The 11,428-nt window shown below is 70.0% G+C and carries 9 protein-coding genes and 1 other RNA gene; 7 read left to right on the forward strand and 3 right to left on the reverse strand.

The window, feature by feature from the left end; all coding sequences use genetic code 11:
* Positions 1-411: 411 nt before the first annotated feature.
* Both E1293_RS38180 and prfB read right to left on the reverse strand, forming a co-directional pair.
* Positions 412-1,392 (reverse strand): DUF8094 domain-containing protein, encoded by a 981-nt coding sequence (locus tag E1293_RS38180; protein WP_132203524.1) that lies wholly within the window; start codon positions 1,390-1,392, stop codon positions 412-414.
* A gap of 824 nt (positions 1,393-2,216) precedes the next feature.
* Complete coding sequence (gene prfB / locus E1293_RS38185) at positions 2,217-3,326, reverse strand: peptide chain release factor 2 (protein WP_132203526.1); 1,110 nt, start codon at positions 3,324-3,326, stop codon at positions 2,217-2,219.
* Between the two features lie 153 nt (positions 3,327-3,479).
* On the opposite strand from prfB, the gene E1293_RS38190 reads away from it, so the two are divergent.
* A complete protein-coding gene (locus E1293_RS38190) occupies positions 3,480-4,535 on the forward strand; it encodes a DUF8094 domain-containing protein (protein ID WP_132203528.1) in 1,056 nt (351 codons plus the stop codon).
* Positions 4,536-4,544: 9 nt separating this feature from the next.
* Here E1293_RS38190 and E1293_RS38195 read toward each other — a convergent pair whose 3' ends face one another.
* Positions 4,545-4,730 carry a hypothetical protein gene (locus tag E1293_RS38195; RefSeq protein ID WP_132203530.1) on the reverse strand — a complete coding sequence of 62 codons (186 nt, stop codon included), beginning with the start codon at positions 4,728-4,730 and terminating at the stop codon, positions 4,545-4,547.
* A gap of 410 nt (positions 4,731-5,140) precedes the next feature.
* Between E1293_RS38195 and ftsE the strand changes: the two genes are divergently transcribed.
* The 6 genes from ftsE to ssrA all read left to right on the forward strand — a co-directional run bounded on the left by ftsE (position 5,141) and on the right by ssrA (position 11,319).
* Entirely contained in the window at positions 5,141-5,830 is a 690-nt protein-coding gene (gene ftsE / locus E1293_RS38200; protein ID WP_021597771.1) for a cell division ATP-binding protein FtsE, read from the forward strand.
* A gap of 154 nt (positions 5,831-5,984) precedes the next feature.
* Positions 5,985-6,890: a permease-like cell division protein FtsX gene (gene ftsX, locus E1293_RS38205; protein WP_132203532.1), complete on the forward strand. Its 906-nt coding sequence runs from the start codon at positions 5,985-5,987 to the stop codon at positions 6,888-6,890.
* 122 nt (positions 6,891-7,012) lie between these two features.
* The gene (locus tag E1293_RS38210) at positions 7,013-8,158 is read left to right on the forward strand and encodes a S41 family peptidase (protein WP_243717189.1); all 1,146 of its coding nucleotides are present in this window, start codon (positions 7,013-7,015) and stop codon (positions 8,156-8,158) included.
* Between the two features lie 65 nt (positions 8,159-8,223).
* Positions 8,224-8,715, forward strand: a complete 492-nt coding sequence (gene smpB / locus E1293_RS38215) for an SsrA-binding protein SmpB (protein ID WP_132203534.1) — start codon at positions 8,224-8,226, stop codon at positions 8,713-8,715.
* A gap of 9 nt (positions 8,716-8,724) precedes the next feature.
* Positions 8,725-10,647 (forward strand): penicillin-binding transpeptidase domain-containing protein, encoded by a 1,923-nt coding sequence (locus tag E1293_RS38220; protein WP_132203536.1) that lies wholly within the window; start codon positions 8,725-8,727, stop codon positions 10,645-10,647.
* A 299-nt stretch (positions 10,648-10,946) separates the two neighbouring features.
* Positions 10,947-11,319: a transfer-messenger RNA gene (ssrA, locus tag E1293_RS38225) on the forward strand.
* Positions 11,320-11,428: the final 109 nt, after the last annotated feature.

Genomic DNA, 11,428 nt, shown 5'->3' on the forward strand with positions numbered 1-11,428 from the left:
CCCCAGCGCCAGTCCCACCACCGGAACAAGCCGTCAAGAGAACAGCCGATAACGCGGCCAGGGCCATGAACGGCACACGGTGCACGCCCCACTCCAACGGATGAAATGTCGGACTTGTCCGCGTCAGTGTAGATGGCCAAGGTGCGCACGGACCTCAGCCACCACCGCAACCACGCGACAACCTGGGCCACCGCGATCGCGTCCGAAGGCAGGTTCGAGCGAAGCGAGAACCTGATCGCGCAGCGAGCCGCAAGGCGAGCCGGAGCGATGCAGCGATCGCACCGCTTTTTTCGACGATGGAGGGCCGCCAGGCCCGAAGGAGGAGAAGAAAAGCAAAGAAATACCGTCGGGTGCCGGGTCGGGCCTGCTGCAGCGGTCAGAAGCGCAGGGTGGCCCGGCACCCGACGGGGATCAGGTGCCGTGGGCGGCGACGGCCTTGCGGTACATGCCGCTGACCGTGGCGCGGCCCTTGGGCGGGACGGTGGCGAGGTACTGGACGAGCACGGTGGTGTCCATCCGCGTCCTGGCGGACTTGGCCGGGGCCAGGCCGATCAGGTCGCCGCTCACAGCGAGCTTGCCCCGCCGGGACGCCGAGTACGCCTCGTTCTGCTGCAGGACGTACCAGACGACGGCCCCGCGGTCCTTGGTGCGCAGTGCGTAGACCTTGTACCGGCCGGGGGAGAAGCGGGACGACAGCGTGACACCCCGTCCGGCCAGGACTTTCTCGCCCTGCTTCAGCGCCTTGTAGGTCTCGCTGGTCTTGGCCCCGTCCGCGAGGACGGACGCGCCGGACGCCTTCGGCCCGTCGGTGAGGAGCGACGCGTGCGCCTGCGGCAGTTTCGCGGGCGCGACGGCGAGGTCCTTCACGTCCGGGCCGACAGGGGTGGCGAGGCCCTGCGGGTCGAGCGCCACCCGGCTGAGCGCGTTCTCCGACGGGTACGGGTCGGCGGCCAGCAGCCACGGCGCGCCCTGCTTGGCCTGCGTGAACAGCAGCGCGTGGCGCAGCGCGCCCTTGCCCTTGCCGCTGACGGCGTCGGCCGCGAACCAGTGCGGGTAGCCGGTGAGCCGCGGGATGTAGAACGTCGTGTCCGTGAACGCCAGCTTCGGCGGACGCTTCCGGATGGTGCGCCGCAGCCTGAGCGCCGCGTAGTCCATGGACAGCTGCGGGTCGGCCTCGACCGAGCGCAGCGTCTTCCCGCTGAACCCGTGCCCCGCCCGGTTGATCCCGTCGGCGAAGGACGTGAGCGCCTGCTGGGCCTGCGCCTTGGTGAGGGCGGGCGTCCCCTGCGGCTTCCCCGAGGCCGCTGAGGAGGAGTTGCTGGAGCATCCGGCGCTCACCGCGGTGGCGAGCAGGCCGGGTATGAGGATCGGAACAAAGGTGCGTACGGCCATGAGGCCCCCCGAATGGCGAACGGTGATCCGGACCACATGGCATCCTCGCAGAGTGACCACACAGTCACTCTACGAACACGGAACTCGGCCGAAAGTCACCGGGGGGCCGGTCGGAGCCGGGCAAGGGGTTGCGGGCTATTGGCCTGTTCGTCACTGCTTCCCATCTTGCTCCGGATTGGTTTGCGGGACGGGGTGCACCGCGCACCGGGCGTCGAGTTGCCCGGCGGGCCGGCGGAAGGTGCGGCCGGCCGTGCACGGGGGCGCGGGAGGCCGGGGCCTTGTTCGGGAAGGTGGTGGCAGGGCGCGCTCTTCGATCGCGAGGCGGGCGCGGCCTGGGTCGCCTACAACTGGGGCTTGGCGCGGGTGAAGTCGAACCTGGCGCAGCGGGACGCTGAACGCTCCTACGGCCTGACCGGCGACCAGCTGACCCCGCCGGTGCCGTGGTCGATGTACTCCCTGCGCAAGGACTGGAACCAGACCGAACACCAGGTCGCGCCCTGGTGGGCCGAATGCTCCAAGGAGGACTACGCCACCGGACTCGACCGGCTCGCGACCGCACTGAAGAACTGGTCGACCTCGCGCACCGGGCAGCGGAAAGGCGCGCGCATGGGGCTCCCGGGCTTCAAGTCCCGGCGCCGCACGGCGCCCTCATGCCGGTTCACCACCGGGACCATCCGCGTCGACGACGACCGCCACCACATCACCCTGCCCGCGCTCGGCAGACTCCGCCGCGCCGGCCGGACGGTGTCGCGCAGGCAGGGCCCGAGCTGCCCCCCGCTCAGCAATGGGCGAATCACTGAGGAAACTCAACCCTCGGTGAACGGTCAGGCCATCTCCTGCTGGCGCAGCCAGCGGATCTCCGCCTCGATGAACTCGTCGAGGTCGCCGTCCAGGACCGCGGTCGGGTTGCCGGCCTCGATGCCGGTGCGCAGGTCCTTGACGATCTGGTACGGGTGCAGCACGTAGTTGCGGATCTGGGTGCCCCAGCTCGTGGTGCCCTCGCCGCGCAGCTTGGACATCTCGTCGGCCTCCTCCTGCCGCTTGCGCTCCAGCAGCTTGGCCTGCAGCACGTTCAGCGCCGTGGCCTTGTTCTGCAGCTGGCTGCGCTCGTTCTGGCAGGACACGACGATCCCGGTCGGGAGGTGGGTGATGCGCACCGCCGAGTCGGTGGTGTTGACGCCCTGGCCGCCAGGCCCGGACGACCGGTACACGTCCACCCGCAGGTCGCTCTCGTCGATGTCGACGTGGTCGCTCTGCTCCACCACCGGGACGACGTCCAGGCCGGCGAACGACGTCTGCCGGCGGCCCTGGTTGTCGAACGGGGAGATGCGGACCAGCCGGTGCGTGCCGTGCTCGCCGCGCAGCGTCCCGTAGGCGTAGGGGGCCTTCACCGTGAACGTGGTCGACTTGATCCCGGCCTCTTCGGCGTGGGAGGTCTCGTAGATCTCCGTCGGGTAGTTGTGCCGCTCGGCCCAGCGCAGGTACATCCGCTGGAGCTGCTCGGCCCAGTCGGCGGCGTCCACCCCGCCGGCCTGCGCGTTGATCGTGATGAGCGCCTCGCGGGAGTCGTACTCGCCCGACATGAGCGTGCGCACTTCGAGCTGCTGGACGGCCTTGTGCAGCGCCGCCAGCTCGTCGTCGGCCTCGGTGCGCGTGTCGGCGTCGTCCATCTCCCGGGCCATCTCGTACAGCGTGGCGGCGTCCTCCAGCCGCTGGCGCAGGCCCTCGACCCGGCCCAGCTCGCTCTCCAGGTACGACAGGCGGCGCGTCACGCTCTGGGCGCGGTCCTGGTCGCTCCACAGGTCAGGGTCGGCCGACTGCTCGCGCAGCTCGGCGATGTCGCGCCGCATGCCGTCGAGGTCCAGCACCTGCTCGATGCCGGCGAGGGTCGAGCCGAGCTCCTTGAGCTGTTCTTCTGGTTCGATGGCTGCCACATTCCGAGCCTATATGCACTTACGTTGTCCGGACGCGGGCGCGTCGCGACGGCATGAGTGCACACCGGCCACCACCATGCGGGTGGCAGAATCACGGGCGGAAGAGGTCGGCCGGGGAGGCCGGCCCGGAGTTTCGGTCCGGGGGACGGGTCTTTGCACAGGTTCCTGCGGGTGGTCGCGGCCGGGGTGCTGCTCACCCTGCTCACCGCCGCGGGCTGCGCCGAGGGCAAGACGGAGGCGCGGCCGACCGTCACCATGCCCGAGACCTCTCCGCCGGAGCCGGTGCCGCTGACGCCGGACGTCGCCGAGCGCGCGTTCCGCACCTACGTCACCGACGAGGACGTGGCCCGTGCCGCGGGCGACGAGCGGCTCGCCCTGACGTGGACGTCCGACGGCCAGTCCCAGCTCACCGCGGCCGAGTTCCGCAAGGCCGCCTACGACGGCGACCCCGTGCGGCGCTTCGTCTACGGCAAGCCCAAGCTGTACGTGCCGAAGCTCAAGGACGGCACCTACCCGCAGTGGTTCGTGGTGTCCGTCGACCGTTCCGTCCTGGGCGAGAAGAAGAGCAAGCGCAGGGCGCTGATGGGGTTCATCCTGCGCAGGCCGTCCGACGAGTGGAAGCTCACGCTCGCAACCCTCCTTGAGGAGAAGGCGAAGGAGCCGAAGGTCGCGATCGACGCCGCCGGCTACGCGACGGCGCTGAGCACGGAGGACTCGCGCGTCCTGATCCGCCCGCGGGACGTCGGCGGGATCCAGGCGACGATCGCCGCGGAGGGGCCCGGCAGCGTCGCCGCGAAGGTGATGAAGTCCAGCCCCGTCACCACGGGCTTCTACCAGGACGCCAAGAAGGCCAGGAAGAAGGCGAAGAAGAAGGACCTGACGCTCCAGGTCGTCTACACCGCGACGCCGTTCCCGTACTTCGCGCTGCGCACCGAGAGCGGCGGCGGGCTGGTCATCTACTCGCTGTTCCGCAACACCACGCTGATCGCCAAGGACCCCGGCACGCCCAAGCCGGAGATCCCGGCGGAGGCCGAGCACCTCCTGGACGGGACGGTCGAGGGCAACGAGGTCGACACCACGTCCACCCTGCACTTCGCCGCCTACGACCCGCCGATGGCCAAGAAGGACGCCACGCAGCCGAAGGCGCACATGATCGCCGACGAGGGAGCCGTGACGAAGGCCGCCACCCCGCCCATCAAGAAGCCGTAGCCGCGGCCGTCAGCCGTAGACGCGCTGCAGGACGAGCGCCGCGAACAGCAGGGCGACGAGGATGGCCAGAATGAGGGCCGGCGGTACCGAGGGCCCGTGCCGGTGCAGCTCCGACCGGGCCGCCCGGCAGGTGGCGCAGCGTCCCTCCACCACCGGGTTCGAGCACTGAGCGCAGATCAGATGTTCGCAGCTCATGTCGTGGGCCCCAATCTCCGAAAACGGGTCGTGGTCCGTGCGGGAAGCGTCGGCCTGTCTGGTCGGTCCGTCCACCTATTAGGTATCTTTCGCCATCATCCAGCGTAGCCGGACTGTATGGTCGATCCCGCAAGTCCGGGAGCTTGACGGTATGAAACGGCCGGACGTCGGGAGACGGTTCACATGGCACTGAACGGACGTCACGCACTGATCGGACGCGGTGCGAGTCCCGGACGCCCCTACCACGCCGAGTGGGACGAGGTGGTCGCCTCTCCCCTCTACACTGCTCGAAGGCTCCGCGGCCCGACCGGCCGTGAAGCCGGGCGGCGCAGGCATGAGACCACGGACCCGTCCGTGGCCGCGGGCCGGCCCGCTCCCCAACCCCTACAGCGAACCGCCGTGATGCAGCCGTGATCCATTTCGACAACGTCACCAAGGTCTATCCGAGCCAGAACCGGCCCGCCCTGCAGCATGTGAACGTCGCCATCGAGAAGGGCGAGTTCCTGTTCCTGGTGGGGCCGTCCGGCTCCGGAAAGTCGACCTTCCTGCGCCTCATCCTGAAGGAGGAGCGTCCTTCCCAGGGTCACGTGCACGTGGCGGGCAAGGACCTGAGCAGGCTCAGCAACTGGAAGGTGCCGCACCTGCGCCGCAGGATCGGCTGCGTCTTCCAGGACTTCCGCCTCCTGCCCAACAAGAACGTCTTCGAGAACGTCGCGTTCGCCCTCGAGGTGATCGGCAAGCCGCGGCGCTTCATCGGCAAGGTCGTCCCCGAGGTCATCGACCTCGTCGGCCTGGAGGGCAAGGCCCACCGGATGCCGGACGAGCTGTCCGGCGGCGAGCAGCAGCGCGTCGCCATCGCGCGGGCGTTCGTCAACCGGCCGATGATCCTGCTGGCCGACGAGCCGACGGGCAACATCGACCCGGCGACGTCGATCGGCATCATGAAGGTGCTGGACCGCATCAACCGGACCGGCACCACCGTCGTCATGGCCACCCATGACGCGGCCATCGTCGACGCGTTCCGCAAGCGCGTCGTCGAGCTGGAGGACGGCCGCGTCGTCCGCGACCAGTCGCGCGGCGTGTACGGCCAGGCGTACTGACATCTGAACCATCGGCTCCCGACGGGTCGTACGACACCCAGAGGGCATCCGGCAGCGGAAACCGCTCGCGCCGCACCGTGCGGCCGCCCGGGCCGGGGACCGGCCTCCGGGCTCCGGCATCCGGCGAACCACAGGCGATCAAGGACAGCGAGGCATGCGCGTACAGTTCGTTCTCCAGGAGATCTGGATCGGTCTCCGCAGGAACATGACGATGACGATCTCCCTCGTCATCACCGTCGCCATCGCCATGGCGCTTTTCGGCACCGGGCTGCTCCTGCGGCAGCAGGTCACCGCGTCCAAGAGCTACTGGTACGACAAGATCGAGGTCTCGATCTTCCTGTGCGCCAAGACGAGCTCCAACCCCGTCTGCCAGAAGCAGGACGTGACCGACCAGCAGCGCCAGACGCTCAAGGGGCAGCTGGAGAAGATGCCGCAGGTCTCGAACGTCCAGTACGAGAACAAGCAGCAGGCGTACACGCGGTTCAAGGACCGGTTCGCCGGTTCGCCGGGCTTCGTGGAGAGCACCCGCGAGGGCGACATCCCCGACTCGTTCCGGGTCAAGCTGAAGAACCCGGAGGAGTACAAGGCGGTCGCCCAGGCGATGCTCAACCAGCCCGGCGTCGACTCGGTCATCAACGAGCAGGAGATCCTGAAACGGTTCTTCCGCATCCTGAACGGCCTGCAGGTCGCGGCGCTGACGATCGCGCTGATCCAGGTGATCGCCGCGGTGATGCTGGTCGGCAACACCGTCCGGCTGTCGGCGTTCAACCGGCGCCGGGAGACCGGCATCATGCGGCTGGTCGGCGCGTCCAACACCTATATCCAGATGCCGTTCATCCTGGAAGGCGCCATCGCCGGCCTGATCGGCGGGTTGTTCGCCTCCGTCCTGCTGATATTCAGCAAAAAGCTATTGGTGGACAGACTCGCGGGGGACGTCCAGCTCGTCAGCCAACTCGGCTGGAGCGTGGTCATCCTCGTCATCATCGTGTCGATCTGCTTCGGTGTGCTGCTCTGTGCCGTGTCGTCGTTCCTGACACTGCGGAGATACTTGAAAATCTGACCTCGTGACCGGATCCGGCGCAAGTGCCGGATCCGGCGAGGTCGGCCGCCCTACACTTGCCGCATGTTCCCCTCCGTGCCGCCGCCGAGCCCGTGTCACCGCTGAGAAGGCGGCCGGGCGGCGTGCTGCGCGGTGCGGCCGTCGCGGCGGCGCTCGTCTGCGCCTACGGGGCCGGGGTCGTGAGCGGCTCGGGCGCGGACCGGCACGCCGCCGTCGCGGGCGGCGGCTCCATCCTGGACGAGGCCGCGGCGAAGATCGGCGGACGTGCCGCGAAGCCGGTCGGCCGCGGCGAACTCGACCGCGCCGCCATCGAGGGCATGCTGCGCGGCCTCGGCGACAAATGGGCCCGCTACTACTCGGCCCGCGAGTACGACGACGTCGAGGGACGCCTCACCGGCCGCTACAGCGGGGTCGGGTTATGGCTCGGGAACGAGGACGGCGACTCCCGCGTGCTCGTCGCGAGCGTCCAGCCCGGCACGGCCGCCGCGCGTGCCGGTGTGCGGGCCGGTGACGTCGTCACCGGTGTCGGCGGCGCGTCCGTGGCCGGCTGGGACATCTCCCGAGTCGCGGAGGCGCTGCGGGGACGTCCGGACGAGACCGTCGAACTGACCGTCGCCCGCGAGCGTCGAACCATGCGGTTCCACCTCGTCCGCACCCCGGTCTCTGGAGGAGACGTCACCGTGACCGACCTTCCCCAGCGCGCGCGGATGATCCGGGTCGGCGCCTTCACCCGCGGGACCGGACGCGAGGTCCGCGCGGCCGTGACCGGGACGTCGCCGAAGGGCCGTCCCGGCGGCGGCGTCCTGCTTGACCTGCGCGGCAACCCGGGCGGGCTGCTGGACGAGGCGGTCGAGACGGCGTCGGCGTTCCTGCCCGGCGGCCCGGTCGTCACCTACGAGCCGCGCGGCAAGCCCGTCCAGCGGCGTGCCGTCACCCGCCCCGGCGACGCCCGTACCCCGCTCGTCGTGCTCGTCGACGCCGGCACCGCCAGCGCCGCGGAGATCGTCGCGGGATCCCTGCGCGACCGCGACCGCGCGGTGATCGTAGGATCGCGTACGTACGGGAAGGGCTCGGTGCAGGAACCCCTCAAGCTCGCCGACGGGTCCGTCGTCGAGCTGACCGTCGGTCGCTACCGCACCCCGGGCGGCCGTAACCTCGACGGGGTCGGGATCGAACCCGACGTGGCGGTCTCCGCCGACCGCCCGCCCAAGGTGGCCGAGCAGCGCGCCCGGACGGTGCTGCGCGGCCTGCACGCGACAATGCACTAGGAACGACAGGCCGGACTAGCGACGACCCGGTATGGCAACGACGACGCCGGACAAGGACTGATGACGTGGCACGGGACACCGGCCGGAAGAAGGACACCGGGCACAAGCTCATCGCCCAGAACAAGCGGGCCCGCTACGACTACCACATCGACGACACGTGGGAGGCGGGCATGGTGCTCATGGGCACCGAGGTGAAGGCGCTGCGCGCCGGCCGCGCCTCCCTCGCCGACGGCTACGCGCACGTGATGGACGGCGAGGTGTGGCTGGAGCACGTCCACATCCCCGAGTACACGCAGGGCACCTGGACCAACCACGCCCCCCGCCGGCGCCGCAAGCTGCTGCTGCACCGGCGCGAGATCCAGAAGATCGTCGCGAAGTCGTCCGAACCGGGCTGGACACTGATCCCGCTCTCGCTGTATTTCAAGGACGGCAAGGCCAAGGTCGAGATCGGCCTGGCCCGTGGTAAGAAGGCGTACGACAAGCGCCAGGCCATCGCCAAGCGGGAAGCCGACCGGGAGATGCAGAAGGCGGCGGCGGCCCGGTTCAGGAGACGGTGAAGGGTGCCGATGACGAACCTAGGCCGTAGGCGGGTCCCCGGCGGGGGCTTCACGCCGGTGCGGCGCCGGGCGGTCGCGCTGACGGCCTGCGGCGCGCTCGTCGCGACGATGACGACGGGATGCTGGGCCGAGCCGTCCGCGATGCCCGCCGTCCGCGACTTCCTGATCGCCTGGCAGGTCGGCAACTACGAGGCCGCGGCCGGGCAGACCGTCGGCACCGACAGGAAGCAGGTCGAGGACGCCCTCGGCCGCGTCCGGCAGCAGCTCGACGCCGCGTCCCTGCGGCTGTCCCTCGGCACCGAGGTGCAGGGCTCCGACGTCGACCAGATCGTCAAGGACGGCGACGAGGCCACCGCGCGCTTCACCGTGAAGATCGACCTGGGCGAGAACGGGCAGCCGTGGGAGTACCCCGGCCTGATGCGCCTGCGCCGCGTCGGCGGCAAGTGGAAGGTCATCTGGAACCAGTCCGTCATCAACACCAAGCTCAGGCCGGGGCAGCGCCTCGCCGTGCGGACCGAGGTGCCGAAGCGCGCCCCGATCACCGACACGCAGGGCCGTCCCGCGCTCCGCGTCGTCTACGCCTACAACTTCGGGGTGTACCCCGGGCAGCTCGCCGACCCGCAGAAGACCCTGGAGCTGCTGTCCAAGCAGACCAAGATCGACGGTGGCCGGCGGCTGGACGCCGAACGCCTCCTCGGCCGCGTCCGGTCCGCCCCGCCGCAGGCGTTCCTGCCGCTGCTGACCCTGCAGTCCCCGACGCACAACGCGCTGATCCAGCGGCTCGCCCACCTCCCGGGGCTGCACTACCAGCGCGTCCGGGAGCCGATCGCGCCCGCCTACGCGCCCGAGCTGGTCGGCAACCTCGGCCCCGCCACCGCCGACCGGCTCCAGGAGGTCGGCGCCCCCTACCAGCCGGGCGACACGATCGGCGTCAGCGGCATCCAGCTGCTCCAGCAGCGCCGGCTCGCCGGGACGCCCACCGTCCGCGTCGTCGCGCAGGACGAGACGGGCAAGAACAGCGAGGAGCTGCGGTCCTGGCCCGGCCAGGAGCCGCAGGCGGTCCAGACGACGCTCGACCCCGGCTACCAGCGGCACGCCGACAACGCGCTGAAGAACCTGCGGTCTCCGGCGTCCATGGTGGTCGTGCGGCCCAGCACCGGCGAGGTGCTGGCCGCGTCCAACCACGGGACGAACGGCCGCAACCTCGCGTTCGAAGGCCACTACCCGCCCGGAATGACGTTCGGCATCGTGTCCGCGGAGGCCCTGTTCTCCCGCGGCGGGATGAGCCAGTCCACCGAGACCACCTGCCCCGGCACGGTCACCGTCGGCGGGAAGACGTTCACCAACAAGGCCCGCCCCGACAGCGACTTCGCCCACCACTTCGCCGCGTCCTGCAAGACGACCCTCGCGCAGCTCGGCGCCAAGCTGGACGCGCAGACCCTCGTCCAGCAGGCCGCCCAGCTCGGCATCGGCAAGGACTGGGGCCTGAACGTCCCCGCGTTCACCGGCAGCGTGCCGACCCCCGCCAACGACGGCGACAAGGCCGCCGTGATGGTCGGTGAGGGCGGCGTCCAGGTCAGCCCCCTGTCCATGGCCCTCGTCGCCGCAGCGGCCTACAGCGGCACCTGGCGGCCCCCGTACGTCCTCAAGGACATCGCCAAGACCGTCCAGGCGCCCCCGCCGCAGAGCCCGCCGCCCGAGTCGATCTCCAGCCTCAAGAAGGTCCTCGCCCGCACCGCCGCCACGGGCAACGCCAAGGGCGCCCGCGTCTCCGGCGACGTCGTCGGCGTCGCCGCCCTCGCCACCTACGCGGAGGGCGGCCAGACCAAGACCGTCTCCTGGTTCGTCGGCTCCAGCGGCGACCGCGCCTTCGCCATCGCCGTCGAGGGCCGCGTCAACACCCCGGCGATCGCCGCCCGCTTCCTCAGCTGACCGGCTTTGTGAGCTCTTTACGGCCGGGACGCAACCAACCCGTGCCCGCCAGGCGTCTTTACGGGTGACTGAGACTCCGCTTGGGGGGTTGCGGACTCAGTCGCCGTGATGAGACCAGAGCCTCTTCTCGGGGGAGGCTCTGCCGTCCGGACCGGCCCGACCCTGCCGGTCGGCCCCGGTGGGCGTTACGCCCACCGGGGTTCACGACTGCCTGGGGGAATGACGTTGCCCGCGCACACGTTAACCTTGTAACGTCGTCGTGCGGACGTCCTCGGACGCCCGTGTTGACAACTGAACATGGGGGTGACCGGCTTCGACTTCGGTAGTTCGAGTCAGGGGAAGCGGGTCGAGGGTTGCTGTCGTGACCTCGTTAATCCTGTGACAGCAAACAAATAACTGCCACTAAGAAGCAGTCCGAGTTCGCCCTCGCCGCCTGAGCGAGGAGTGAACTCTGTCAGCCCGGGAGCGTCTCCGACCCGGGGTCTGGCATCGTAAGGAGACTCCACCTACCGACCCGGTCGCGGGGCCGGTAGGAAAATCGAACAGCGACTGAGTCCGTCGGCGACACGCCTGCGTGAGCGCCGGGACTGAGAAAACGCCAAGCAGGCTGCACCCGGAGAAGCCCTAGCTCATCACCGAAGGACGCGGGTTCGATTCCCGCCACCTCCACTCTGGACGACGTGTGCTCGGCGCCGCTTTGCGGCGCCTTGCCGCGTCGTTTCGTTCTGTCTATCTGGGGGGCGACCCCCAGACCCCCGGTGTGGGGGCTCCGCCCCCACAC

Source organism: Actinomadura darangshiensis (assembly GCF_004349235.1).
GTDB classification, from domain to species: domain Bacteria; phylum Actinomycetota; class Actinomycetes; order Streptosporangiales; family Streptosporangiaceae; genus Spirillospora; species Spirillospora darangshiensis.

What these genes read in the sequence shown, in the direction of transcription:
- E1293_RS38180 (WP_132203524.1), bottom strand. Translation starts at nt 1,392, where the DNA reads ATGGCCGTACGCACCTTTGTTCCGATCCTCATACCCGGCCTGCTCGCC.
- E1293_RS38195 (WP_132203530.1), bottom strand. Translation starts at nt 4,730, where the DNA reads ATGAGCTGCGAACATCTGATCTGCGCTCAGTGCTCGAACCCGGTGGTG.
- ftsX (WP_132203532.1), top strand. Translation starts at nt 5,985, where the DNA reads ATGCGCGTACAGTTCGTTCTCCAGGAGATCTGGATCGGTCTCCGCAGG.
- E1293_RS38220 (WP_132203536.1), top strand. Translation starts at nt 8,725, where the DNA reads ATGACGAACCTAGGCCGTAGGCGGGTCCCCGGCGGGGGCTTCACGCCG.